Source organism: Flavobacterium sp. (assembly GCF_044357305.1).
Taxonomy (GTDB): domain Bacteria; phylum Bacteroidota; class Bacteroidia; order Flavobacteriales; family Flavobacteriaceae; genus Flavobacterium.
Genome location: NZ_JBIKPS010000027.1, coordinates 14,483 through 39,519, shown reverse-complemented (window position 1 = coordinate 39,519; position 25,037 = coordinate 14,483). Strand labels below are relative to the sequence as shown.

Below are 25,037 nucleotides of genomic sequence, written 5' to 3'. Positions count from 1 at the left end.
ACAGCAAAAAAATAATTTTTGCAATTAATAAAAAACGATGTAATATTACATTAGAAATTAAAAATTAGTTGACATAAGAATTTAGTAATTAACAACAAAAAGTGTCAAGTAATTTTAGGAGGGGTCAATCCTCTAAAGTAAACAAGCCATCCTCTAAAGTAAACAAGCCATCCTCCAAAGTAAACAAGACATCTTCCAAAGTAAACAAGGCATCCTCTAAAGTAAACAAGACATCTTCCAAAGTAAACAAGGCATCCTCCAAAGTAAACAAGACAGCTTCCAAAGTAAACAAGACATCCGCCAAAGTAAAACATGCATCCGCCAAAATGAACAAGACAACCGCACCAGTAAAATAGGGACTTAACAGAATAGGAAAAGCTAAATAAAAAAACACAATACTTCGTATTTTTTATCCATGCCCACAATCTTAATCATTTAAAAATAAATATTGTATTCTTACTTCGGGCGTTCCACAAATTCCAGTAAATCCAAACTCACTTTAGAAGTAAAGACACCATAATTCACCACCACTTTATTCTTTTCTATTTTTTCTAAAGTGCCAATAGCCTTTCCATCGTGCATTCGCACACGATCGCCAATTTTAAGAATCATTTTAGGTTTTTCGGGCACCAATGCAGCCTTGATTTTTTTCTCTTTCTTTTCCAATCGGATTTCTTCTACCTTAACGGTAACTTCCTCCACAATTTTTTTCTGAATAACCGCTTGAACTTTCTTTTCCTTAACCGAGACTTTTCTTCGTTTGCTATTCTCAATCTCCACTATTTTAAGCAAATCGCCAATCAGCACTTTCTTATCCTTATTATTAAAATAAGTCTCCGAAATATCGTCCACCTTTTGTCCAATATAAATCAAGCGTTGGCTAGCATCATACAATTCTTGGTAGCGCTCCAACTTGTCTTTAATTTTGACATTAATTAACTCCATTTTCTTACTTTCTTCCCGCGCTTTGGTTTCTTCTTCTTTTAAGTTATTAGAAGTTTTTTCCATTTTAGAACGCTCCTTTTGCAAAGTAGCAATCGTTTTATCAAAACGCACTTTGCCACCTTCAATTTTCTTTTTAGCACGGTTGATTAACCCAAACGGAATGCCGTTTTTTTGCGCCACCTCAAAGGTGAACGAACTTCCGGCTTGCCCTAAGATTAATTTATAAAGCGGTTCCAACGATTTTTCATCAAATAACATATTGGCATTGCTAGCATACGGCAATTCATTGGCCAAAATCTTCAAATTAGAATAATGCGTAGTGATGATTCCGAATGCTTCTCGGTGGTAGAATTCCTCCAAAAAGATTTCTGCCAAAGCACCACCCAATTCGGGATCGGAGCCAGTTCCGAATTCATCAATTAGAAACAAGGTTTTCGAATTACATTTCTTCAGAAAATAATTCATATTTTTCAATCGGTAACTATAGGTGCTTAAATGATTTTCAATCGATTGGTTATCGCCAATATCCGTTAAAATACGATCAAAAAGAAAGGTTTCACTGCGTTCGTGCACCGGAATTAACATTCCAGATTGCAGCATTAATTGCAACAAGCCAACGGTTTTAAGCGAGATGGTTTTTCCACCAGCATTAGGTCCCGAAATCACAATAATGCGATTGTCTTGATTCAATTCGATGGTTTGCGGATAGGTAACTTCTTTCTTTTCTAAATTATTCAAATACAAAATAGGGTGGAAGGCTTCTCTAAAAAAGAGTCGCTTTTCTTCAATAATAGTGGGTAACAATCCATTTATTTTGTGCGCATATTTTGCTTTAGCAGCAATAACATCAATGTCACTCAAAAAATCTTGGTATTGTTTTAGTAAATTTATAAACGGCCGAATATCGTTAGACAGTTTCTTTAAAATTCTCGTAATTTCTTCGCGTTCTTCGTATTCTAAATTGCTTAATTCTCGGGAATATTTCAAAGTCGCTTCGGGTTCGATATAAGCAATGCTTCCGGTTTTCGAACTTCCAAGAATGGAGCCTTTTACTTTTCTGCGGTACATGGCTAACACTGCCAAAACCCTCCGATTTTCTACAAAACTTTCTTTAATATCGTCTAAATATCCCAAGGAATTGTATTGGGATAAAGCGGTGCCAAAACTTTGGTTGACCTTCCCTCGAACCGAACTCATATCCCTGCGAATGTTGATTAAATCGGGGGAGGCATTGTCTTTAATTACGCCGTATTTGTCTACAACTTCATCAATTTTTTGAATGATGATTTTGGTATATTCTACTTGAATGGCTTTCTCTTGTAACTTCGGATAGTAGTCGTTGAATTTTTTAAAAAACAACAATAATACATTTACCGTTTCCGATAAAGTGGCCATTTTTCTGAAGGTACTTACTTCTAGAAAACTATCTTCAATCCCCAAAAACTTAATGTCATTGGTTATATTTTCAAAGCCGTGGTTTGGAATAGCGTTGTTATTGGTAAACGAAGAAACATATTCCGAGGTTTGAACTAATGCTTGAAGCAGTAATTCTTTATCCTGAAACGGAACTATTTCGAGGGCTTTTTGCATACCAATTTCGGTATTACAACGATCCGAAATGGTTTGCAAAATAGTATTAAATTCTAGGTCTTGAAGTGTTTTTTGGGTAATTGAGATCATTGCTATAATTGGGAAAGTTCAAAGTTACAAAGTTTCAAAGGTATTTAAGTTAGAAATTCATAATTTTGGAAAAATTTATATAATGTTTATCCAAGAAAAATCGTGGCAAAAACCTTTAGCAGCCGAATTTCAGAAACCGTATTTTCTTGATTTGATGCAACAAGTAGAGTACGAATACGACACCACGACTTGTTTTCCTAGAAAAGAACTTATTTTTAATGCTTTTGAAAAATGTTCTTTCCAAGATTTGAAAGTGGTTATTATTGGTCAAGATCCCTACCATGGCGAAGTGAATGGCAAATGCGAAGCCAACGGATTGTGTTTTTCGGTAGACGATGGCATTCCGATTCCGCCTTCTTTAAAGAATATTTTTGCAGAAATTAATACCGAATACGATAGAATATTTGTTCCAACTTCGGGTAATTTAGAACGTTGGGCTAGCCAAGGTGTATTACTTTTAAACGCCAGTTTATCGGTTCGAAAAGATAACGCCAATAGCCACAAGCATTTGAAATGGAATGTTTTTACCGATGCGGTTATTAAAGAAATTTCCGATGCTAAAGAGAATGTGGTTTTCTTACTTTGGGGTGCATTTGCACATAAAAAAGGATTGAAAATAGATAGAATAAAACACCTGGTTTTAGAATCGGGACATCCTTCTCCGTTAAGTGCTAACAGGGGATACTGGTTTGGAAATAAACATTTCACAAAAACAAATGCTTATCTAAAAAGTAAAGGAATTCCTGAAATTATTTGGTAATTTAATCCAGAGTTAAGGCACTTAAAATTTCTTCCTTCATAAAAGGGCCTCCAGGATATTTAGCGGTATAATCTAAATTGAGCCATACGTTTCCGCGTTCGTCAATATGGTAATGAATGGTTTTTCCGTTGCTTTCTTTTGGGAAAAGAACTTTTTTTATCAAATAATTCATGGTTTCCATATCGGCTCTTTTTCCAATAAGAATTTCAGGATAAATGTGCCCATCGGTATGAATAAGCCTTGGAATTCCTCCAATAGATCTAACGGCAGCGGCCATTAAAATGGAATGGTCGTCACAATCGCCAGACAAATAACGAACTGACTCGCTTGCACTAGCAATATATTCTTTGCCTTTTGGGTCGCTAACGTAGTTCCAATTGTTATTAATTTCTTTAAAAACAGCAAAACATTGAATTAAAGTGGAATAATCATGGTATCTTTTCTCGTCTTTAAAGTATTTGTTTACTGCCATGATAGCAAAATCGCGCACCTTTGGGTTTTCAAAATCTATGGCACTTATTATTTTACTTTTGTTAGGGAAGGGTAATAATTTATCTACAATAATATCCTGCGGATAGGGGTTGTAAGCCATGGTATACATCATCGTTTGGTACTCTTCGGATACGGTTTGAAAATTATATTTTCCAAATAGGGTTCCAAATAGTAAAGCAATCAAATAGATGAAAACACCAATTAAAATAATACGTCGTAGAGCTTGCAGAATCAATTGAATTACAATAACAAGTACTACAAAAATTAAGACTCTATCCAGGTGAAAATACCAATTAAATTGGATTAAATTTTGATGTAAAATAATAAATATTGGAATGGTAATTAAAATATTTAAAACAAAAATAATGATGGTATCCCACGGTTTTTTGACCGTGAAATTTTCGGAAAATGTTTTGTAATAATATTTTAAATTGTGGTTCATTGTAATGAAAAAGCTAAAGGGCTTTTACGATTTCCACAAAAGTACCTTTTTTATCTAAAATTTTAAGGGCAAAGAGTTGATTTTGAATTTTGTTTAACACTTCTTCCGATAATGGTTTTTGCGACCACTCGGTTAATTGCAACCAATCTTGAATGTCTTCCTTTTTTTGATGGAATTTAGTTGCTAAAGTGCTATCAATATTTGGAATTTCCTTAAAATTTTGAGTAGTTATATTGATTACTTCTAGAATTTGAGCAATAGTATTGGGATGTTTATGCAATACTTCTTCACGAACAGCAATTACAAAACAAGGCCACGGAGTAGGGCAATCGGCAACTCTACGGAAAACACCTTTATCTACTAACGGCTTGGTCATAAAACGTTCCCACATGAAATAATCGGCAGTTCCGTTGGTTAAAGCTGTAACGGCTCCGTCGATGGTATTGACTACTTCAAATTGGAGGTTTTCGGTATTCCAACCTTCTTTATTGGCATTCACATACGCCATTAATTGGGAACCAGAACCGTAACGAGAAATAGCAACTTTGGTATTTTCTAAATCGGATAGGGTTTTATATTTTGAGTGTGCCGCAACGTGAATCCCCCAAATTAAGGGACTTTCTACATAAACTTGCACAATTTTACTCGGATTTCCGCCAACAATATCTTTTACAATTCCTTCGGTTAAAATAACGGCAATATCGGTTTCGCCATCGCGCAGCATCTGACACATTTTGCCAGTTCCTTCTGGAACTTCGGTCCATTGTAAGTCAATTCCAACGGCTTTAAAATCGCCATTTTCTATTGCTACATGCCACGGAAGATTGAAATGTTCTGGAACTCCTGCTATTTTTATTGTTTTCATGAAAAATATTCAGTTAAAATTATAATAAAGCAGAATACAAAAATTCCAATAACAAAGTTTTTCTTATTAGAATCCAAACCACTATTTTCAGTTGGTTCTTCTTCAAACAGATAATATCCTATGTGTTTTTTATATTGCTTATCAAAAACTAAATTCATAAACAAAGAATATAGCCAACGGGCAAAACCCCCTAATGTATAAAACAATTTTTGAATTAAACCTGCCATATTCTACTCTACTAATTTATCTAATGCATATAAAATCAACGCATCTACAGCTTTATAAGGGTCTTCACTGAAAGTACCAGTGGCACGATTGGCGATGATGGCATTTAGCGATAAACATTGGTGACCAAGGAGTTTTCCAAGACCATAAATAGCGCCGGTTTCCATTTCAAGATTGGTCATTTTTATACCTTCGAATTCAAATTTATCCATCTTGTTGTTAAGTTCTGGATCTTGAATTGGCATGCGCAATACGCGTCCTTGTGGGCCATAAAATCCGCCTGCAGTTCCTGTAAATCCTTTAAAAATGGTATCGCTTTCCAATCGTTTTTCCAGAATTTCACTTCCTTTTATCACGTACGGACGACCTTTTCGCATATCCCAATTGGTTTGTTTGATGAAGGCGTCTTCCATTGCAGTTTCGGAAATTTCGTCAATGCAATAGAAGCGAAGCATGTTATCCAATCCCAATCCGTATAGACTCATTACGATGCTATCGCAAGGCACGTTCGCTTGTAAGGAGCCAGAAGTTCCAAATCGAACAATGTTTAGGGAGGTCAATTCTTCTTTGATTTCGCGAGTTTCTAAATCGATATTCACTAAAGCGTCCAATTCGTTCATTACAATATCGATGTTATCGGGACCGATACCGGTAGATATTACAGTAATTCTTTTTCCTTTGTAAATACCTGTTTGGGTTTTGAATTCTCTTTTTTGTTGCGAAAATTCGATGTTTGAGAAATGTTTGGTGATTTTCTCTACCCGATTTTGATCTCCTACAAAGATGATGTCTTTGGCGATGTGTTCTGGCTTAAGGTTTAAGTGGTAAACACTTCCGTCTGGGTTTAATATTAATTCGGATGATGCTATCATAAAGTTCTTCTTTGTTATAGGTTGTGAGTTGTCACCTCGTACCTCGTATTTTGTACTTCGTAACTTTTATTATCCTCCAACTCGTTTGGTTTTGAATCCTTTATCTTGTAGGATTTTCATTATTTTGTCGCGGTAATCGCCTTGAATGATGATGGCGCCGTCTTTGAAACTTCCGCCAACACTCAATTTAGTTTTTATTTCTTTTGCTAGGATTTTGAAATCTTCTTCTTCGCCTTCATAACCTTCGATAATAGTGGTGGGCTTGCCTTTTCGTTTTTCAAATTTACAAATCATGGGTTCTTTTTGAACCATTAATTCGTGGGTTTTTTCCTCTATTACTTCAGGCTCGTTGGAAACCTCATGGTCGGGGAATAGTTTTTTTAGTTGGTCTTGTAGGTCCATAATATTTTTTAAATTCCAATAAATAAATTCCAAATCAATAAATAAATTCCAAATTCCAAATTAAAAGTTAAGAAATAAATTCCAAACAAAAAAATTAAACCCGAAGGTATTGGAATTTGGAATTTTAAATTTGGAATTTTTTAATGTTTATTTCTTAATCAACCCCAGCTCCACCAATCTCTCATTCAAATAATCCCCTGCAGTGATGTTTTCAAATTTCTTCGGATTATTTTCATCGATACACAATTCCAAACAATCCAATTTCATGTCACTAACTGGGTGCATAAAAAACGGAATAGAATAACGAGACGTATTCCACAATTCTCTAGGAGGATTTACCACTTGGTGAATGGTTGATTTTAATTTATTGTTGGTGTGACGCGATAACATATCCCCCACATTAATCATCAACTCGTTGGGCTGCGCCATAGCATCTAGCCATTCGCCAGCGTGATTTTGCACTTGCAAACCTTTTCCTTGCGCTCCCATTAAAAGCGTAATCAAGTTGATGTCGCCATGAGCGGCAGCACGTACAGCACCATCTTTGGGTTCATCAGTTATAGGAGGGTAGTGAATTGGACGTAAAATACTATTACCCTCTTTGATGTAATTATCAAAATAGAATTCATCCAAACCAATATAAATAGCCAAGGCTCTCAGAACATAAATCCCTGTTTTCTCTAGCTTTTCGTAGGCTTCTTTTCCAGTTGCGTTAAAGTTTGCCAATTCATTTACGGTAACATTGTCAGGATATTCGCTGGCATATTTAGAATCTTTTTCTACATACTGCCCAAAATGCCAAAACTCCTTTAAATCTCCAGCCGACCGACCTTTGGCATGTTCTTTTCCAAAAGAAATATAACCACGTTGCCCACCAATTCCGGGAATTTCATATTTTTCTTTGGTTTCTAATGGCAAACTGAAGAAATTTCTTACTTCCGAATATAAATTCTCTACCAATTGATCATCCAAAAAATGACCTTTTAATGCTACGAAGCCAATATCTTCATAAGCTCTTCCGATTTCATTTACAAACTTTTGTTTACGTGTCGGATCTTCCGACAGGAAATCACGTAAGTCAACACTTGGAATTTGTTGCATACTAAACCTTTATTAATTTAAATTTTAAATCGGAAAAAATCCAATTCTTACTACAAATGTAAGCAATTCTAGAAATTCCACTTCATAAAAAAAATAATCATTTTCTTCCGTCTTATTTTTGTTTTAAGAAGCTATTCCGGCTATCCGTTGCAATCTTTTGTTTTTTAAAGAAAAAAACAAAAGGATTTCCACTACTATCCGGGCTAAGCTTATCGGTAATCTTCAGTATTTCAGGTAAAGATTGAGATAATTTGTCAATTCCGTATTTAAAAGTTAAAAACGCCAATAAATCTATAAAATTCGTAACCTTCTTCTGTTGTTTTTTTATATTTTTGCTACGCTAAAACAAACACCATGAACTTCGATAGAAAAGACTTATCCAATATTCAATTATTAGATTTATATAAAAGACTATTAAAACCAAGACTCATAGAAGAAAAAATGTTGATTCTTCTTCGTCAAGGTAAAGTCTCTAAATGGTTTTCGGGTATTGGTCAAGAAGCTATTTCTGTGGGAATCACTTCTGCTTTAGACAAAGACGAATACATCCTGCCAATGCACCGAAACCTTGGTGTTTTCACAGGGCGTGATATTCCATTACATCGATTATTCTCCCAATGGCAAGGCAAAGCAACTGGTTTTACTAAAGGGCGCGATAGAAGTTTTCACTTCGGAACCCAAGAGTTTAAAATTATCGGAATGATTTCGCATTTAGGTCCGCAATTAGGTGTTGCCGACGGAATTGCATTAGCCAATAAACTAAAGAAAAACGGCAAAGTAACCGCAGTTTTCACTGGAGAAGGAGCAACTAGCGAAGGGGATTTTCACGAAGCTTTAAACATTGCAGCTGTTTGGGATTTACCTGTTTTATTTGTAATAGAAAATAATGGTTACGGACTTTCAACGCCAACCAACGAGCAATACCGCTGCGAAAACCTTGCAGATAAAGGGGTAGGATATGGCATGGAAAGCCACATTATTGACGGAAATAACATCTTAGAGGTTTATACAAAAATCGCCGAGTTAAAAGCTTCGTTAGCTGAAACTCCAAGACCCGTTTTATTAGAGTTTAAAACTTTTAGAATGCGGGGTCACGAAGAAGCTAGCGGAACCAAATACGTTCCACAAGAACTAATGGATATGTGGGCAATTAAAGATCCAATTGCTAATTATAAAGAATATTTGCTTTCTATTAATGTTCTTTCAGAAGAAATGGATACCGAATTTAAAGCCGAAATTAAAGCAGAAATTGACGAACATTGGGCAATTACGCAAGCCGAACCAGACATTATTGCCGATTTAGGCGAAGAGATAAATGATGTTTACAAACCCTATGAATTTGAGGAAGTTAACCCTTCAAATGAAGTAGAAAATATCCGTGTGGTAGATGCTATTTCGCATGCTTTAAAACAATCTATGGAACGCCATGATAATTTGGTTATTATGGGACAAGATATCGCCGAATACGGTGGCGCATTTAAAATCACCGATGGTTTTGTTGCGCAATTCGGAAAAGAGCGAGTTCGTAATACGCCAATTTGTGAAAGTGCTGTCGTTTCTGCCGGAATGGGTTTATCCATTAACGGACATAAGGCTATTGTTGAAATGCAATTTGCCGACTTTGTTTCCACTGGATTCAACCCAATAGTGAATTTATTAGCCAAACAGCATTACCGTTGGAATGAAAAAGCCGATGTAGTAGTGCGTATGCCTTGCGGTGGAGGTACCCAAGCAGGACCGTTTCACTCGCAAACTAACGAGGCTTGGTTTACTAAAACCCCAGGATTAAAAGTAGTTTATCCTGCTTTTCCTTATGACATAAAAGGCTTATTGAATACTGCCATTAACGACCCAAATCCCGTTTTGTTTTTTGAACACAAACAATTATATCGATCGGTTTACCAAGATGTACCCAAAGACTATTATACCCTTCCTCTAGGAAAAGCAGCTTTGCTTAAAGAAGGAACAGAAGTTACTATTATTTCCTTTGGTGCAGGAGTGCATTGGGCATTAGAAACTTTATCTAAAAATCCAGACATTAAAGCTGATTTATTGGATTTAAGAACGCTTCAACCATTAGATAAAGAAGCCATTTTTGCCTCCGTTAAGAAAACCGGAAAATGTATAATCTTACAAGAAGATACTTTATTTGGCGGAATTTCTAGTGATATTTCGGCTATGATAATGGAAAATTGTTTTGAATATTTGGACGCTCCAGTACGAAGAGTAGGAAGTATTGAAAGTCCAATTCCTTTTGTTAAACCACTTGAAGATCAATTCCTTCCTAAAGTTAGATTTGAAACCGAATTAAAAGAATTGTTGGCGTATTAGTTTAATACTTTTTCAACTATCGGTAATTCTATAAAAGACAAAAGCCAACCTGGAGCGGTCGGCTATTGAGGTGAGGTGTAACTTCCTTTCGGAATCCTCGATGCAAATATAGGTTTAAATTATGAATTAGGAATCACAAATTAGAAATTAAATTAAAATTGGTGCTTTACATTTCGTATTCCATTAATTTTGACCACTGTTTTAAATTATCTTCTTAATAACCCGAAGACGGTGCGTATGTCGGTTTAGTTCGGCATTATATATTCCTAGGTGATCTAATCGGTCTATACGGACCTTTCCGCTAGCATGAATAATGTAGTTGTTTTCTAGCATAATTCCCACATGAATAATCTTACCTTCTTCGTTATCAAAAAAAGCTAAATCACCAGGTTCACTTTCTTCAATAAAACTTAAAACCTCACCTTGTGTTGCTTGTTGGGAGGCATCCCGCAATAAAGAATAACCATTTAGTTTATAAACCATTTGTGTAAACCCAGAACAATCAATACCAAAAGGAGTTTTGCCTCCCCATAGATATGGAGAGTTCAAGTACAAATAAGCAGTGGCTATCAAATTGGCTTTGCCTTTAACTCCAGAAATTTTCAATCCTTCAAAACCATAATTTTGAGTATTTACATCCGGATGGTTCAAGAACGCTAATGAGGCTCCCAAGGTAATCGGAATTAATGAATTATCAGGAATAGTAATGTATTCTACTAAATCCGCATTTAAAATTACAGCTTCCTCACAAAGTAAATCATAGTTTTCAGAAGTTATTATTTGGTATTGTTTGGTGTCAATCCAGCCTTCATAATTATCAAAATGCAATTTTACTTTTGACCATTGTTTGTTTTTTTCGATAATGATAAAATGCTCCCCAAACAATATCTGAGAAACAATTTCACTACGATCACTAGGTTCTATTCGTAAAGGAATTATTGATAAATTACAAATGCCAAACATGTAACAAATTTTATATTATATTATGCTTTTTCAATTACAATTGCCGAAGCGCCTCCGCCACCATTACAAATAGCAGCTGCACCAATTTTGGCATTATTTTGTTGCAAAACATTAAGTAAGGTTACTACAATTCTTGCACCAGAACAACCTAGAGGATGTCCTAAAGAAACTGCACCACCGTTTACATTAATTTTGCTATTGTCAATACCAAGAATTTTGGCATTTGCTAAACCAACCACAGCAAAGGCTTCGTTAAATTCAAAATAATCAACCTCTTTCAAAGTCAATCCTGCTTTTTCTAATGCTTTTGGAATCGCTTTGGATGGAGTAGTAGTAAACCATTTAGGTTCTTGCCCTGCATCTGCATACGATTTTATATAAGCCAATGGTTTTAATCCCATTGCTATTGCTTTTTCTTCGCTCATTAAGATTAATGCAGCTGCACCATCATTGATAGTAGATGCATTTGCAGCAGTAACCGTTCCGTCTTTAGTAAAAACAGCGTTTAATGAAGGTATTCTGTCCAACTTTACATTAGTGAACTCTTCATCTCTAACAACCATTACAGGCTCTCCTTTTCTTTGAGGCACTGCAACAGGAACAATTTCCGAATCAAAATTTCCAGCTTCCCAAGCTTTTGCAGAACGATTGTACGATTCAATAGCAAATGCATCTTGTTCTTCACGGGTAATTTTATATTCAGAAGCACATAAATCGGCAGCAACCCCCATAGCATTATTGTCGTATGCGTCAACTAAACCGTCTTTTTGCATACCATCTTGCATAGAAGTAGGACCAAATTTCACACCATTTCTCAAATGTACATAATGCGGAATCAAACTCATGTTTTCCATACCGCCTGCAACCACAATTTCTGCATCGCCAGCCATAATTGCTTGCGCTCCCATCATGATAGCTTTCATTCCAGAGGCACACACTTTATTAACTGTGGTACAAATCACTTCGTTAGATAAACCTGCAAATAAAGCAGCTTGTCGTGCTGGAGCTTGTCCAACTCCGGCTTGCACAACATTACCCATAAAAACTTCGTCTACTAGTTTAGGGTCTAAATTAATTTTTTGTAATGCTCCTTTTATTGCTGCAGCTCCAAGATGTGGTGCTGGAACAGTAGACAACGCGCCCATAAAACTTCCAATCGGAGTTCTAACAGCTGCTACGATAACTATTTTTTTGTTCATAATCGTTTATGTTTTCCCAAATAAATTGGGAGTTTTTAGTTTGTTTGTTTTGCAAAGCTACTATTTTTTAGAGAAAATACATTTTTAAGCTAAAGATAATCGATATTAATTTAATATTACGATAATAATAATATCTATACCTTTGATTTTTAAGTAATTCATATTTGGTATGTATTATTATAAAAAAAAAAGAATGAAAATGTTGGAAATAATATAATGATACGTTACATTTGCAACCGCTTAAAGAGAAAAGTTCTTATACATTATATTGGATTTTGGAGAGTTGCCTGAGTGGCCGAAAGGACATGTTTGCTAAACATGCGTATGGGAAACTGTACCAAGGGTTCGAATCCCTTACTCTCCGCTTTTTTTTCCTTCGGGGTGTAGCGTAGCCCGGTTATCGCGCCTGCTTTGGGAGCAGGAGGCCGCAGGTTCGAATCCTGCCACCCCGACTTTTTTTTGTTTTTTTGTTAAAAAAACTTGGACAGGTTCCATAGCTCAGCTGGATAGAGCAATTCACTTCTAATGAATAGGTCGAAGGTTCGAATCCTTCTGGGATCACAATAAAAAACCCTAAAAGCTTAGTATTTAAGTTTTTAGGGTTTTTTAATTATTATTTTAGCCGACATTTGGCCGACAATATTTATAGGATTATTATTTTAATATCCTTTCCACATCTTTCAAACTATCTATTTTCAAAATCCATCAATAAAAAATTATGCACCAACACCATACTGTACGGACAGGTTGCGACCTGTCCCTGTGCATTGCAGGCAATCAAAAAACTATAAATTTTATCAAATTTCAATTAATTGTGAAATAATTTATACATTTGATTACATCTTAAAAGTTTTATTATGAAAAAAACATTAATTTCCTTTTTTATATTCTTCACGGCATTTTCTTATGGTCAGACTGCTAGTGAATATTTTACAAATGGTATTAAAAAGACTGATTTAAAAGACTATAAAGGAGCAATAGTAGACTTTACTAAATCTATTGAAATTAAACCTTATTGGGGTGACACTTATTTATGTAGAGGTAAAGCTAAAGCTTATTTAGAAGACTATAGAGGTGCAATAGCAGACTTTACTAAAAACATAGAGTTTTATCCTAATAATGGTGATGCTTATTTATCCAGGGGAGAATCAAAAGTTAGTTTAAATGACTTCCATGGAGCAATAGCAGATTTTAATAACGCTATTGAAATTTTTCCTACTATTTATGTTTATGTAAAAAGAGGTCAAGCTAAAGATTCTTTAAAAGATTACCAAGGAGCAATAGTAGACTTTACTAAAGCTATTGAAATTAATCTAAATTATAGTGAAGGATATTTGAATAGAGGATTAACCAAACTTAAACTCAATCAAAAAGATAGTGGATGTTTAGATCTAGGTAAAGCTGGAGAATTAGGAAATAATAGAGCATATGAATTAATTAAAAAATATTGTAATTAAAAACAATTGTTATGAAACTAAAAAATATATTTATTCTAGCTCTATTATTGGTTCTAACTCTATCGTGTAATAGTGGCGATGATTATTTAGGTAATTGGTATAATAAAAAATATGACAAAATCTTATTTATTTCAAAAGCTGGAAATAAAGGATATTTAATAAGGCTTTATGGAGGTAAGGGTTTCAGCTTTACTGATGAATCAAAATATTTTATTTTTGAAGATGAATATTTTTACTTAACTGAGGAAGATAGAAAAAAAAATAAACCTTTTTTAATAGTACAAAATAAGAATCAAATTATTTCATATCATGGTATTTTGTTTACGAAAAAATAATTTTATAAAAAGAAAAAAAAATATTCCATTTTTTTTTTTTTTTTTCAAAAAGAGCAACCTCCCAGTTGCTCTTTTTTTTTGTGACCACGGCGGGATTTGAACCCGCACGCCCTTGCGAGCACCAGCCCCTCAAGCTGGCAAGTCTACCGTTTCTCCACGTGGCCTAAAATAAAAAAAGCCAAGCTACTGCTCGACTTTTTTTGTGACCCGACTGGGGCTCGAACCCAGGACCCCATCATTAAAAGTGATGTGCTCTACCAACTGAGCTATCGAGTCATTGCGTTCAAAATTTTGTAAGACTTAAGTCATTTTAGTGACCCGACTGGGGCTCGAACCCAGGACCCCATCATTAAAAGTGATGTGCTCTACCAACTGAGCTATCGAGTCATTATCATTTCTTGAACGCGGGTGCAAATATAAGGCGATATTATTTATTTTTCAAAGGTATTTTGCTTTAAATTTGCCTTTTTTTAATAATATCTCTTAATGCCTTAGTATATAAGGTTTTATTTTATGAAGAAAGTTGTTTTAATTGGGTACATGGGGAGTGGAAAGTCGGTTGTGTCGGCTATGTTGGCACAAAAAATCGGAATCGAATTCGTAGAATTAGACGAAAGCATCGAGAAAAAATGCGGAATGTCTGTTGCAACTATCTTTGCAACCAAAGGCGAATTGTATTTTAGAAAGGTAGAACGAGAGCTTTTTTTAGAATTCCTACAAAATACCTCAAGAGAACTTATTATCAGCACGGGCGGAGGAACACCTTGTTACTACAACAACCACGAGTTGTTGCAAGCAGAAGGAGTGGTTTCAGTCTATTTAAAGGCTTCTGTTGCTGCTTTAACGCAACGATTGGACAAAGAGAAGTCAAGCCGGCCTTTGTTAGCGCATTTAAGCACAGAAGAATTGAGCGAATTTATAGCCAAACATCTTTTTGATAGAAGCTTTTACTACAATCAAGCTACTTTTAAGATTTCGGTAGATGCTAAAAGTGTGGAAGAAATTGTAAACGAAATTGCTACTTTGTTAGTCTAAAACGGCATAGCTGTTATTTTCTTCAAATACTACTGTAACATGTTCTAGCGAAGTAGTAGATAAAGAAATCCCTTTAAAATCTACTTTAATAGGAAATTTTTTATGGTTTCGATCCACTAAAACTGCGGTTTTGAATTTCTTCAAAGGTACTTCCAGAAAATGTTTCACGCCATACATTAAGGTAGAGCCGGAGTTTAGCACATCATCTACCAAGACAATTCCTTTGTTTTGGTACATTTCTTTAGGGATTGAAGTCGTAATCTCCGAATTAAGGTTTTGTTTGTTCATCGTTACCTCACAAAGAATTACTTCAATTGGCGAAATAGACTGCAAGACGGCAGCAATTTTTTCTGCAAAAATAGAACCGTTGGTTGCTATTCCTGCAATAACGATACTTTCTTCATCAACGAAAGTTTCGTAAATTTGATAGGCAATACGTTTTATTTTGTGCTCAATTTCCGAGTGGCTTAAAATTCTATTGGCAGTCATAGCGTTATTTTTTGGTAAAGATAAAAAAGAGTTCCTTTTCTAGTCTAGGTTTGATGGAATTAAATGCAGTTTCTAATGTTTTAAAGGTAAAATACTTTTCAAATAAGGCAACATATTCTACTTTCGAACCTCCAAATGGTGGCCCTACTTCGGTTAACGGAAACTGAAATAACAATCCAGCAATTTTACCATTAGGTTTTAGTAACGAGTGCATTTTTTGTACGTAGTCTTTTCGCAGCGAAGGGTCTAGAGCACAAAAGAAGGTTTGTTCCAAAATTAAGTCATAGGTATCGTGGTGTTCAAAAAAATCGGCACAAATTAAATGATCTTTTGGAAAAGTTGGAATCCTTTTTTGGATGTTATCCAATGGCGAATGGGCGTAATCCAAAACAAAAACATTAGTAAAACCTTGGCTTACTAAATATTCTAATTCATGACTATTACCCGCTCCCGGAATTAATATCTTGGCAGATTTATCGGTAAGTTGGTCAATATATTCTTTTAATGGAGTAGCTATTTCGCCAACATCCCAGCCGGTTTCGTTGTTTTGATACCGTTCTTCCCAGTAATTTTTATTCAGTTGCATCGGAGGCGGAGTTAAGTTCTAGGTCGTCCAAATCTCTACGGTCTTTTTTGGTAGGACGTCCAGTTCCGGTTTTTCGGTAATGCTCTTTGGATAATTTTAAAAGTTCCAAATGTGCAAACGATTCGGCAGGAGTATCGTCTTTTCTATAAATATCTACTAATTTAGCGCCCACGCGGTTGGCAGGAATATCTAAAACCGAAATAATATGCACAATTTGGTCTTTCCGGAAGGTTATTTTATCACTCGGAAAAACCTCTCTTGAAGCCTTTGCCACTTGACCATTTACGGTAATGTGGTTTTTTTTGCAAGCTTCGGTAACCATATTTCGGGTTTTGTAATAGCGCATACACCATAAATATTTATCTACTCTCATAAAATTATCTAAAATCAACGTTAAATAGTTTACAAAAATAAATCAATATTGTATCTTGCACACCTAAATTGGATTAAAAATGAATAATTTTTTTAAAATACTTTCGGTTTTTGTAATTTGTGTGGTGGTGGCGTCCTGTTCTAAGACTAGCAGCGCTGATCCAATAGCATTAAGGGATTATAAAGAACAATACACTGCAGACTTAGCTTTGATCAATACTTATATTGATACCCATTACATTACACATGATGCAGATTACAATGTTACTTTTGATACTTTGATTCCAACAGGAGGACATTCGTCTATTAGAACCGATACTGCATTTCAATTAAGAGATACAACAGTTTTACAAAATGGGGTTAATTATAAAATATATTTCATAAAATTTAGAGAAGGAACAAAAAACAGACCAACTCAAGTTGATTCGGTAAACGTTGCCTACAAAGGAATAAATCTTTTAAAAAGTGCTACTTTTGATCAAGCTATTACCCCAACATGGTTTAGATTACCTGAAGTTATTTCAGGTTGGTCACACATTATTACCAATTTTCATACAGGAACTTATACTCCTGGAACGGGTGGAAATGGAACCTCTTTTGATAATTTTGGCGCTGGGGTGATGTTTTTGCCTTCTGGATTAGCTTATTATAGTAATGGAGCGGGAAATATTTCTTCTTATTCTCCTATTATTTTCAGTTTCAAATTATACGAATTACGATACCGTGACCAAGATGGTGATGGCGTTTTGTCTAAAGACGAACGAAAGTTAGATCCTCTTGTTAATCCTCTTATTCGATGGAAAGAGAATCCTTCAGATAATTTGTATAAAATAGATAATACGGGTGCTGTTGTTACGGATGTTCCTTTTTTAGACACCGATGGAGATGGTTATGCTAACATGTATGATATCGATGATGATGGGGATCATGTATTGACTAGAGTAGAGATTAAGAACCCATTGGGAGGTTTGTATTTATATAATATGATTCCAGATTGTGGTGGTTCTGCTACAGATCCTAACCGAGTTAGGAAACATATAGATGCTGCTTGTCATTAAGAGATAAAAAATTCCCGTTCTAGTTTAGAACGGGATTTTTTTTTGAGCTATTTGGTTTCTAATTTCTTTCTTTCCTGAATCAGTGTGTTTAGCTTTTTGCCATAAAGCGATTTGGCAATTTTTGGCGTCATCGATTTTTGAATGGTATCCAAATACTTTAAATTGATATCATAAATCTCAGCAACCGCAACATAAGGCGCTACATCATAATCGGCATGGTTAACTGCAAAGTTAGTGGTGTACAAATATTTTCTTTTCAATACGTTGTCTTGCTCTTCTTGAATTTTATCCAATTCGTCGGTATTATTAGCTTTGTAGGCTGTGAATCTTTTTTGAATTAAATCTAAATTTTGATCTACATAACGCGAAACTACTTTTTTGTATTCGTCGTACAATTCTTGGTTTTTAGATCCAGATATTTTGGCATCGGCAGTAAAAAAATCTAAAGAAGATTCAATTTTAATATTTCCTGGCTCTACAAAAAATGGTAGGTTATTGTCTATCGAATTAGTTACTCCTCTGTCTATAAAAAGATACAGCATTTCGGGAGAATCAATTTTTAAATCACTGCTAAAGTGGGAATCGCCATCAATTTTTATAGTGTCAATGGCTACTAGCGAAGTATCTTTAATCCTTTGAATGTATAAAGTTCCTTTTTTAAATCCTTTGATAAATCCAGTAATGTGCAGATTTTTATCGGTTTTCTTTTCAGAACAAGAAGAAAGTAAGACTAAAGCGAATAAGGCTATAAGTGTTTTTTGCATGGTTTTTTATTTTCGGCAAAATAATAAAAAAATCCTCAATTTATAACATAAAAAGAGGATTTAATAATAAAGAGTTTGACACGAATTACACTAATTTTCACTAATTATTGTAGTTTAATAATTGGATTACACCAATTCTAACTTTCGCAATAGGTATAGTAATTCTTTAAAGTTAGCTAATAAGCCCATAAATTATTTGTGCAAATTCGTGTAATTCGTGTTGAAAAGAAAGTATTATCCTTTTAACCAAGCTTCTTTCAAGGCGTTTTTCGTAGCATCTACAGTATGATAACCTTCCGATTCTTCATAGGACAGGATTACTTTCCCTGTAAGGGTAAGGTCTTTGCCATCCCGTATAATTTTCATAGTAACCGCATCTCCTTCTTTCCATTTTTGGGCTGTGGTCATCATTTCCGAAATTTGATCCAAAGTATATTCGGTCCCATTAATGGCAGTAATAATGTCGTCGCCTTGTAATCCTAAAGTAGTTAAAAACGGACTCAACTCGGTGTTGGATTTTATTTTAATTTCTTTAGCGGAAGTTCCTGTAATACCAGCTGATTTTTTATTTATAAACGGATTGGTTGCTTTTTGGATTTTAGTTTTTGCAATTCCCATTTTTGAAAAATACTCTTCATAGGGTATTGGTGTAGTTCCCGAAACATAAGTTGTTAAGAAAGTTCCTACTTCAGGGTAGGTTAGTTCGGTAATTTTACCAAAAAGTTCGCTGTCGTTAAATGGTTTTTTAGGTCCGTATTCGTTAGTTAATTTTTGCATTAAATCTAAAATTCCTTTTTGTCCATTGCTTTTTTCGCGGATGATAACGTCAATACACATACCAATTAATGCCCCTTTTTCATAAACATTTAAATACTGGTCTTTATACGGTTCCACCAAAACATTTTCACTCATAGTGGTGAACGGCATAGTATCATTTAAACGTTTGGCATTGTTGATTTTTCCTGCCATTCGTTTGTAAAAAGCAGCTTCATCAATTAGTCCTTGGTTGACTTGAAATAAATTAGCAAAATATTCGGTAACTCCTTCATACATCCACAAATGTTGCGACATTTTAGGAGAATTAAAATCAAAATAATGAATCTCATTTGAATGTACGCCAAGTGGTGTTACAATATGAAAAAACTCATGAGAAACCACATCAATTAATTCTTTTCCAAGCGCCGAATTAGGCATCATCTCTGGAAAAACTACCGAAGTAGAACTATTGTGTTCTAAAGCACCAAACCCTTTAGCGTCTTTGGTTTTCATATCCGATAGATATAATAAAACGGTATACCTTTTATTGGTATTTATAGGTCCCAAAAATTTCTTTTGGGCACGCATGCATTTCTCTAAATCTGCCGATAAATCTTTTGCTGTATGCTTACCATTTGGAGAATAAACACTAAATAAAATTTCCATGCCATCCACATTAAAAGTAGTATAATCTGGAGCAGAATACATAATTGGATTGTCTACCAAATCGTTGTATCTAGAAACTACGAAAGTATCGGAAGTGGCACTGCTATCCGAATCTACTAACGAAGTAGCTCCGAAAAGTGTTTCGGGATGGGTAACAGTTAGATTATAAGTTAAGTCTTTTTTAGCATCAAAATAACCAACAAAACCATGGTTGTTCAATAGAAAATTCTTACCTTCTATAATGTTTGTTCCTGCCGGAGAAAACACTCCTTTTCCAAAACCACCATTACCTTCAATGTCAAAAGTATCGTTAACCCAATAGGTAATTTTATATAATTTGGTTGCATTTTTAATGCTCCAAGAGTCGTCGTCTAGTTTGGTTATTTCAAGTACAGCTCCTTTAGAATCTACTGCTTTTACATCGTCAATGAATTTGCCATAATCATCCACCGAATAGGTTCCCGGAATACTTTTAGGAAGATGGTATACAATTTCATTGGTAGTAATTGTAGGAGCCGAAATAGTTACTTGTACTTTGTCGTCTTTTACGTTGTTGAGGTCAATGGTTACAGCAACTTGCTGCTTCTTTTTAGATTGTGCCATTGCGTTTGGCTGGTAACTAAAAAATAAAGTTGCTAAAGCAATTCCTAAAATAATTTTTCTCATAATTTTAATTTTCAGATAGTGGACGAGCATTTAAGGATTTCCTTACAAATTAGATTGATTTTACAAATGTTGTCATCGTGTTAATCAGTTCTGGCATAACAGGTAAATTAGGGTTGCTATACGATTTTAGGTTGTCTTCGTCTACTGTTATTTCCTTAAAAATGTGGTTCATGTTTTCGATTATTTTCAATTCCGATTTTGGGTTAGCAGCATGTAATAACTCGGCATCCGTTGCAGGAACTTGTAGGTCTTTAGTACCGTTTATTAGTAAAATTGGAATGTTGAGTTTTTTAATTTCCACTTGCGGATTGTATTTTATCCAAGAAATCATATAGGGTTGTACACTTTCTCTAAAAAGAGAAGCCAACATTGGGTTTTTGTTATCAAAAGTTTTGCCTTCTTTTAAAGTAGCCAATCCTTTATCAACCGTTTCTTTCATTGTAGGTGCCTGCTTGGCAATTTGTTCGGATAGCACTTCGTCTATGCATCTTCCGGCCCCATCAAGCGAAACATAGCCATCAGCAGTATTTAGAGCGGCTAGCATTCCTATAAGCGATCCTTCGCTATGTCCAGCAATAATGATTTTAGAATATTTTTTTTGCGATTGAAAATAGGTAATTACATCTTTAGCATCGTGGATAAAATCTTCAAAAGAAAGCGTTTTTTCGTCAACCGTTTTAGTAATCATTTGAGCAAAAATTCTTTTGTCGTAACTAAATACGGTAATTCCGTTTTTTGCTAAGCCTTCTGCTAAATATTTCAAAGAGTTGTTAACGCCTCCAATAGTGCTATTTCCACTGCGGTTGGTTGGACCTGAGCCAGCAATAAGAATAACCAATTTAGTTTTTTTAGTAACTTTTTCAGGAGAAAAAAGAGTTCCTTTTATTAAGGAATTTACTTCAATTTCTTGGGAAGTAGTTTTGTTTTCTTGGGAATAAGTAGAAATAGTTACAAATAATAACAATACCCAAATAGTAGTTTTCATAAAGTTGAATTTTAGGGCTAATTTACAATTTTGTCCCAAATTTCAATCTTAAAAAAATGGTAATTTCTTTTCAGTTGAAAAACAAAAAAAACTCCTGTAAAACAAGAGTTAAAATTTTAATCCAATTTATTTTTCATGTAGTATTTGCCATCCAAATCGTCAAAATCATCTGTAACCATAGGTTTTGGCTTTGGTTTGCTAGCAGCTGCTTTCTTTTTCCAAAGTTCAAAATTATCTTTGGATAATCGTTTACGCATTAATTCGGTAACCTCATTTTCGGTTATTCCAAATTCGGCTTTTAATACTTCAAAAGGTTTCTTTTCCTCTTGGGCCATGGTAAACACTCTTTCAAGTTCCTCGTGGCTAAGCTCCACTCTTTTACTTTTTTTCATTAGTCGAAAAGCACAATTAATGTTAATTAAATTTCAATATCAATTTACATTCCAATATTAAGAAAAAATTCAATTACTTTTTAAAAGAATTCAAATTTATATTGAAAAAAATATAAATTTCGGTTTTTAATCATTTAATTATCCGAAAAGTAAGATTAATCCTAGGGTTTATTTCTCTAGAAGTTTTCGGAATTTGGTGTTTCCAAAAGTGTTGGGTTTCGCCTTTCATCAGCAATAAACTTCCATTTCCTAGAGTGATTTTAAGTTTGGCATCTGCTATAGAATTGTGTTGTAAGTGAAAACTTCTTTCAGATCCAAAACTTACCGAGGCAATTACCGGATTTCTTCCCAGTTCTCTTTCATTATCAGCATGCCAGCCGTTGCTGTCTTTTCCGTTGCGGTATAAATTGAGTAATACAGTAGTGAAATTTTCATTACAAATTTCTTCTATTTTATTTTTGATAAACATTAATAACGGATTCCAAGAATGCGGTTGCATTACAATATTCGAGTAGGAGTAGGGCTTGCCTTCGTTTCCAAAAAGAGCTGTTAACCTAGGTTGGGCATGGGTTTTTCCAAAAACCGTTATGGCATCTTGTTGCCACGGAATTTCGTGGTATAATTTATCAAAAAACTCTTTGGCTTGTGCTTCCTCAAAGAAATTGGGATAGTATTCAATTACTGCATCGGGTACATCAAAGACAATTTTTTCAGAAGGAAATAGAGAATTCATTTTTCAAAAATAAAAAAAACGACGGAATAATCCGCCGTTTTCTTATAAATTTTAGGTGTTTATTCTTCTGAAGTTTCCGATTGTTGCAGTAAATTTTTATAAATTAAACCACCAACAATTGCCCCTAAAATTGGTGCTGCCCAAAACAACCAAACTTGTTTTAACGGTTCCCCACCAACAAATAATGCTTGCGATAAAGATCGCGCCGGATTCACCGATGTGTTGGTAATTGGTATGCTAATTAAATGAATTAAGGTTAGTGCTAATCCAATTGCAATTCCTGCAAATTTTCCGTTGGCTAATTTATCGGTAGCACCTAGAATTACGATTAAGAAAAATAAAGTTAGAATAAATTCAGCTGTAAAGCAAGAAAACCTGGAATAATTATCTGGTGAAAAGGTACCAAATCCATTGGAAGCAAATGCTCCAGCTTTGGTATTGTCGATACTATTACCAGTTTTTCCAGTCCAAATGTAAAATAAAGTCCCTGCAGCTGCAATTGCTCCAATACATTGTGCAATTATATAGGGAATTAAATCTTTGAAAGAAAAACGGCCACCAGCCCAAAGACCAAAAGAAACTGCGGGGTTAAAATGTCCGCCAGAAATGTGCCCCACAGCATACGCCATGGTTAAAACTGTTAATCCAAATGCAAGTGAAACACCCGCAAAGCCAATCCCTAAATTGGGATAGCCGGCAGCAAAAAGTGCGCTACCACAACCTCCAAAAACAAGCCAATACGTTCCAAAAAATTCTGCAAAAAGTTTTCTCATAATGTATAAAATTTAGTTAATAATAAATTTAATTTTATACCAGAGATTATACTATTGTTAATACTCTATATTACGTTGAGAAAAACAAATAATTATTAAGTAAGCAAAGTTAAGTTTTACCTTTTAGTGTTAGAATTTGGGGTTGAAAAAGAAAGAATTCATCTGTAACTATTTCTAAATCTAGAACTAAGTTAAAGAAAATTTAACAAACAGAAAATATATTGGTTATTTATTTTTGAAATGTTTCGTTAAATAATAAGAGTTCACTCCTAAAATAAAAGTATTGGAAATTATTATTGGCCAAGAAATAGCTAGCAGTATTCCATATACTATGAAAAGCAAAGCTCCGATAGAATTAATAATTCGTAAGGTATTGATATTTTTCATCAAAAATGAAATCATTAATACTAAAGACGCTGCATAACCTATCCACTCGGTTAAAGAAATATCAAACATATTATTTTTATTTAGTCGGCTGCAAATATAGTTTTTTGCTTTTTATGGTGTACTTTTTATTTGAAGGAATAAAAAAAGCCTTACAAACAATCGTTTATAAGGCTTTCTAGATAATTAATTAAAATTAATTAGTCATGTTTTTTAATTTGGTAGCACCATCTCCAACAGATTTCACTGCTTTATTATTCGTTGCTGCATTTACTTGATTTGCAGTAGATTCTGCTTTAGTTGCTGCTTTGTTAACTTTAGAAAGTGCACTTTCTTTTGTTGCATTAGCAGTGTTAGTTGCTGCTGATTTTGTCTCTTCAGTTTTGGTAGCTGCTGCTTTTTCTGTTTTAGCTTTAGCGGTGGTAACTACATTTTTAGGCTTTGTTTGTGCCGATACGGAAGCAATTCCAGTGAACAACATCAATCCTAAGATTACTTTTTTCATGTTATTTTATTTTAAAAGTTATTGATTTTTTAATTTTACAAAAACCAATCCAAACGATTATTTCTATAATGTTTTTAAGTATATATTAACAATAAATAGCAGATTAATACGTTTTTTTAAGAAAATACTTACAATGAAGATCGCCTTATTAATTTTTCTTGCATTTTTCACTTGCAGTAAAAAACCAAATATAAATAACTCCAAAAATTATTTTCCAATTAATAAAGTAGCGTTAGAATTTTGCAAAAAGAATAATTTTAATCAAGATTACTATTTTTTATTAGATATGAGTATTCATCCTGGTAAGAATCGATTTTTTGTTTATAATTTTAAACAAAATAAAATTATCAACCGCAATTTAGTAACTCATGGCAGTTGTGACCAATTGGAAGAAAATCCGCAGCAATGGGAAAAAGCAAAATTTGATAACAGAAACGATAGTCATTGCTCTATGAAAGGGAAATATAAAATAGGAGTTCGTGCCTATAGCCAATGGGGAATTCATGTTAAATATGTTTTGCACGGTTTAGAAAAATCGAATGCTAATGCCGAAGATCGAGTAGTTGTACTTCATTCATGGGAAGCGGTTTCTAATAAGGAAGTTTATCCTCAAGTTAGCCCATTAAGTTGGGGATGTCCTGCAGTTTCTAATGATTTTATGAAACTATTAGATAAGAAATTAAAAGTTTCCAAGAAACCAGTATTGTTATGGATAGTAAATTAATAGGAAACCATATAATAATTTTTTGAAATTGTATTCTTCTTATGTAAAACTTCCCGAACTTTGAACTCAAAATAAATCCA

Annotated in this window: 28 protein-coding genes and 6 tRNA genes; 10 read left to right on the top strand and 24 right to left on the bottom strand. The window is 34.3% G+C overall.

What is annotated here, in order from left to right; genetic code table 11:
- Positions 1-124: 124 nt before the first annotated feature.
- On the bottom strand, positions 125-394 hold the full coding sequence (locus ACIQ2J_RS13145; protein WP_396170602.1) for a hypothetical protein: 270 nt from the start codon (positions 392-394) through the stop codon (positions 125-127).
- A gap of 62 nt (positions 395-456) precedes the next feature.
- A complete protein-coding gene (locus tag ACIQ2J_RS13140) occupies positions 457-2,625 on the bottom strand; it encodes a DNA mismatch repair protein MutS (RefSeq protein ID WP_396170600.1) in 2,169 nt (722 codons plus the stop codon).
- A gap of 82 nt (positions 2,626-2,707) precedes the next feature.
- On the opposite strand from ACIQ2J_RS13140, the gene ung reads away from it, so the two are divergent.
- Positions 2,708-3,385 carry a uracil-DNA glycosylase gene (gene ung, locus ACIQ2J_RS13135; protein ID WP_396170598.1) on the top strand — a complete coding sequence of 226 codons (678 nt, stop codon included), beginning with the start codon at positions 2,708-2,710 and terminating at the stop codon, positions 3,383-3,385.
- Position 3,386: 1 nt separating this feature from the next.
- Here the strand turns inward: ung and ACIQ2J_RS13130 are convergent, their stop codons facing one another.
- The 6 genes from ACIQ2J_RS13130 to ACIQ2J_RS13105 form a co-directional block, all read right to left on the bottom strand.
- A complete protein-coding gene (locus ACIQ2J_RS13130) occupies positions 3,387-4,319 on the bottom strand; it encodes a transglutaminase (protein ID WP_396170596.1) in 933 nt (310 codons plus the stop codon).
- A 13-nt stretch (positions 4,320-4,332) separates the two neighbouring features.
- A complete protein-coding gene (locus tag ACIQ2J_RS13125) occupies positions 4,333-5,184 on the bottom strand; it encodes a substrate-binding domain-containing protein (protein ID WP_396170594.1) in 852 nt (283 codons plus the stop codon).
- On the bottom strand, positions 5,181-5,411 hold the full coding sequence (locus ACIQ2J_RS13120) for a hypothetical protein (RefSeq protein WP_396170592.1): 231 nt from the start codon (positions 5,409-5,411) through the stop codon (positions 5,181-5,183). Before ACIQ2J_RS13120 ends, ACIQ2J_RS13125 begins: the two co-directional genes overlap by 4 nt.
- A 3-nt stretch (positions 5,412-5,414) precedes the next feature.
- On the bottom strand, positions 5,415-6,281 hold the full coding sequence (locus ACIQ2J_RS13115; RefSeq protein WP_396170590.1) for a nucleoside phosphorylase: 867 nt from the start codon (positions 6,279-6,281) through the stop codon (positions 5,415-5,417).
- Positions 6,282-6,350: 69 nt separating this feature from the next.
- Positions 6,351-6,683 (bottom strand): translation initiation factor, encoded by a 333-nt coding sequence (locus tag ACIQ2J_RS13110; RefSeq protein WP_396170587.1) that lies wholly within the window; start codon positions 6,681-6,683, stop codon positions 6,351-6,353.
- Positions 6,684-6,830: 147 nt separating this feature from the next.
- On the bottom strand, positions 6,831-7,784 hold the full coding sequence (locus tag ACIQ2J_RS13105) for an isopenicillin N synthase family dioxygenase (protein ID WP_396170585.1): 954 nt from the start codon (positions 7,782-7,784) through the stop codon (positions 6,831-6,833).
- A gap of 354 nt (positions 7,785-8,138) precedes the next feature.
- Here ACIQ2J_RS13105 and ACIQ2J_RS13100 point away from each other — a divergent pair, with 354 nt between their 5' ends.
- Complete coding sequence (locus ACIQ2J_RS13100; RefSeq protein ID WP_396170583.1) at positions 8,139-10,115, top strand: thiamine pyrophosphate-dependent enzyme; 1,977 nt, start codon at positions 8,139-8,141, stop codon at positions 10,113-10,115.
- A 201-nt stretch (positions 10,116-10,316) separates the two neighbouring features.
- On the opposite strand, the gene ACIQ2J_RS13095 is transcribed toward ACIQ2J_RS13100, so the two are convergent.
- Positions 10,317-11,078 (bottom strand): NlpC/P60 family protein, encoded by a 762-nt coding sequence (locus ACIQ2J_RS13095; protein WP_396170581.1) that lies wholly within the window; start codon positions 11,076-11,078, stop codon positions 10,317-10,319.
- A gap of 20 nt (positions 11,079-11,098) precedes the next feature.
- Entirely contained in the window at positions 11,099-12,277 is a 1,179-nt protein-coding gene (locus tag ACIQ2J_RS13090; RefSeq protein WP_396170579.1) for an acetyl-CoA C-acyltransferase, read from the bottom strand.
- 277 nt (positions 12,278-12,554) lie between these two features.
- On the opposite strand from ACIQ2J_RS13090, the gene ACIQ2J_RS13085 reads away from it, so the two are divergent.
- The 5 genes from ACIQ2J_RS13085 to ACIQ2J_RS13065 all read left to right on the top strand — a co-directional run bounded on the left by ACIQ2J_RS13085 (position 12,555) and on the right by ACIQ2J_RS13065 (position 14,069).
- Positions 12,555-12,641 (top strand) — tRNA-Ser (locus ACIQ2J_RS13085).
- A 13-nt stretch (positions 12,642-12,654) separates the two neighbouring features.
- Positions 12,655-12,729, top strand: a tRNA-Pro gene (locus ACIQ2J_RS13080).
- A gap of 35 nt (positions 12,730-12,764) precedes the next feature.
- Positions 12,765-12,838, top strand: a tRNA-Arg gene (locus ACIQ2J_RS13075).
- A 296-nt stretch (positions 12,839-13,134) separates the two neighbouring features.
- Positions 13,135-13,734 carry a tetratricopeptide repeat protein gene (locus tag ACIQ2J_RS13070; protein ID WP_396170577.1) on the top strand — a complete coding sequence of 200 codons (600 nt, stop codon included), beginning with the start codon at positions 13,135-13,137 and terminating at the stop codon, positions 13,732-13,734.
- A gap of 11 nt (positions 13,735-13,745) precedes the next feature.
- Positions 13,746-14,069 carry a hypothetical protein gene (locus ACIQ2J_RS13065; protein WP_396170575.1) on the top strand — a complete coding sequence of 108 codons (324 nt, stop codon included), beginning with the start codon at positions 13,746-13,748 and terminating at the stop codon, positions 14,067-14,069.
- An 81-nt stretch (positions 14,070-14,150) separates the two neighbouring features.
- Here ACIQ2J_RS13065 and ACIQ2J_RS13060 read toward each other — a convergent pair.
- The 3 genes from ACIQ2J_RS13060 to ACIQ2J_RS13050 all read right to left on the bottom strand — a co-directional run bounded on the left by ACIQ2J_RS13060 (position 14,151) and on the right by ACIQ2J_RS13050 (position 14,456).
- Positions 14,151-14,233: transfer RNA gene (locus tag ACIQ2J_RS13060), tRNA-Leu, on the bottom strand.
- Positions 14,234-14,272: 39 nt separating this feature from the next.
- Positions 14,273-14,345, bottom strand: a tRNA-Lys gene (locus tag ACIQ2J_RS13055).
- A gap of 38 nt (positions 14,346-14,383) precedes the next feature.
- Positions 14,384-14,456, bottom strand: a tRNA-Lys gene (locus ACIQ2J_RS13050).
- A gap of 126 nt (positions 14,457-14,582) precedes the next feature.
- Between ACIQ2J_RS13050 and ACIQ2J_RS13045 the strand changes: the two genes are divergently transcribed.
- Positions 14,583-15,104: a shikimate kinase gene (locus ACIQ2J_RS13045; protein ID WP_396170573.1), complete on the top strand. Its 522-nt coding sequence runs from the start codon at positions 14,583-14,585 to the stop codon at positions 15,102-15,104.
- Here ACIQ2J_RS13045 and ACIQ2J_RS13040 read toward each other — a convergent pair.
- From ACIQ2J_RS13040 to ACIQ2J_RS13030, 3 genes are read right to left on the bottom strand one after another with little or no spacing between them, the layout of a single operon-like run.
- Positions 15,096-15,593, bottom strand: coding sequence for a phosphoribosyltransferase family protein (locus ACIQ2J_RS13040; RefSeq protein WP_396170571.1), 498 nt, complete (start codon positions 15,591-15,593; stop codon positions 15,096-15,098). The genes ACIQ2J_RS13045 and ACIQ2J_RS13040 overlap by 9 nt on opposite strands.
- 4 nt (positions 15,594-15,597) lie before the next feature.
- Positions 15,598-16,179: a methyltransferase domain-containing protein gene (locus ACIQ2J_RS13035; protein WP_396170568.1), complete on the bottom strand. Its 582-nt coding sequence runs from the start codon at positions 16,177-16,179 to the stop codon at positions 15,598-15,600.
- A complete protein-coding gene (locus ACIQ2J_RS13030; RefSeq protein WP_396170566.1) occupies positions 16,166-16,552 on the bottom strand; it encodes an RNA-binding S4 domain-containing protein in 387 nt (128 codons plus the stop codon). Before ACIQ2J_RS13030 ends, ACIQ2J_RS13035 begins: the two co-directional genes overlap by 14 nt.
- Positions 16,553-16,631: 79 nt before the next feature.
- On the opposite strand from ACIQ2J_RS13030, the gene ACIQ2J_RS13025 reads away from it, so the two are divergent.
- Positions 16,632-17,609 (top strand): FKBP-type peptidyl-prolyl cis-trans isomerase, encoded by a 978-nt coding sequence (locus tag ACIQ2J_RS13025; protein ID WP_396170564.1) that lies wholly within the window; start codon positions 16,632-16,634, stop codon positions 17,607-17,609.
- Positions 17,610-17,656: 47 nt separating this feature from the next.
- Here the strand turns inward: ACIQ2J_RS13025 and ACIQ2J_RS13020 are convergent, their stop codons facing one another.
- The 8 genes from ACIQ2J_RS13020 to ACIQ2J_RS12985 all read right to left on the bottom strand — a co-directional run bounded on the left by ACIQ2J_RS13020 (position 17,657) and on the right by ACIQ2J_RS12985 (position 24,233).
- The gene (locus ACIQ2J_RS13020) at positions 17,657-18,373 is read right to left on the bottom strand and encodes a DUF4369 domain-containing protein (protein WP_396170562.1); all 717 of its coding nucleotides are present in this window, start codon (positions 18,371-18,373) and stop codon (positions 17,657-17,659) included.
- A 234-nt stretch (positions 18,374-18,607) separates the two neighbouring features.
- Entirely contained in the window at positions 18,608-20,461 is a 1,854-nt protein-coding gene (locus ACIQ2J_RS13015; RefSeq protein ID WP_396170560.1) for a peptidase M61, read from the bottom strand.
- Positions 20,462-20,510: 49 nt separating this feature from the next.
- Positions 20,511-21,446, bottom strand: coding sequence for an alpha/beta hydrolase (locus tag ACIQ2J_RS13010; protein ID WP_396170557.1), 936 nt, complete (start codon positions 21,444-21,446; stop codon positions 20,511-20,513).
- A 116-nt stretch (positions 21,447-21,562) separates the two neighbouring features.
- Positions 21,563-21,838, bottom strand: a complete 276-nt coding sequence (locus ACIQ2J_RS13005) for a DUF2805 domain-containing protein (RefSeq protein WP_396170555.1) — start codon at positions 21,836-21,838, stop codon at positions 21,563-21,565.
- A 130-nt stretch (positions 21,839-21,968) separates the two neighbouring features.
- On the bottom strand, positions 21,969-22,571 hold the full coding sequence (locus ACIQ2J_RS13000) for an alpha-ketoglutarate-dependent dioxygenase AlkB family protein (RefSeq protein ID WP_396170553.1): 603 nt from the start codon (positions 22,569-22,571) through the stop codon (positions 21,969-21,971).
- 59 nt (positions 22,572-22,630) lie between these two features.
- Entirely contained in the window at positions 22,631-23,344 is a 714-nt protein-coding gene (gene aqpZ / locus ACIQ2J_RS12995; RefSeq protein ID WP_396170551.1) for an aquaporin Z, read from the bottom strand.
- 225 nt (positions 23,345-23,569) lie between these two features.
- Positions 23,570-23,800: a uroporphyrinogen decarboxylase gene (locus tag ACIQ2J_RS12990; RefSeq protein WP_396170549.1), complete on the bottom strand. Its 231-nt coding sequence runs from the start codon at positions 23,798-23,800 to the stop codon at positions 23,570-23,572.
- Positions 23,801-23,924: 124 nt separating this feature from the next.
- Positions 23,925-24,233, bottom strand: a complete 309-nt coding sequence (locus ACIQ2J_RS12985) for a hypothetical protein (protein ID WP_396170547.1) — start codon at positions 24,231-24,233, stop codon at positions 23,925-23,927.
- A 133-nt stretch (positions 24,234-24,366) separates the two neighbouring features.
- Here ACIQ2J_RS12985 and ACIQ2J_RS12980 point away from each other — a divergent pair, with 133 nt between their 5' ends.
- The gene (locus ACIQ2J_RS12980) at positions 24,367-24,957 is read left to right on the top strand and encodes a murein L,D-transpeptidase catalytic domain-containing protein (RefSeq protein WP_396170543.1); all 591 of its coding nucleotides are present in this window, start codon (positions 24,367-24,369) and stop codon (positions 24,955-24,957) included.
- The last annotated feature ends 80 nt before the right edge of the window (positions 24,958-25,037 follow it).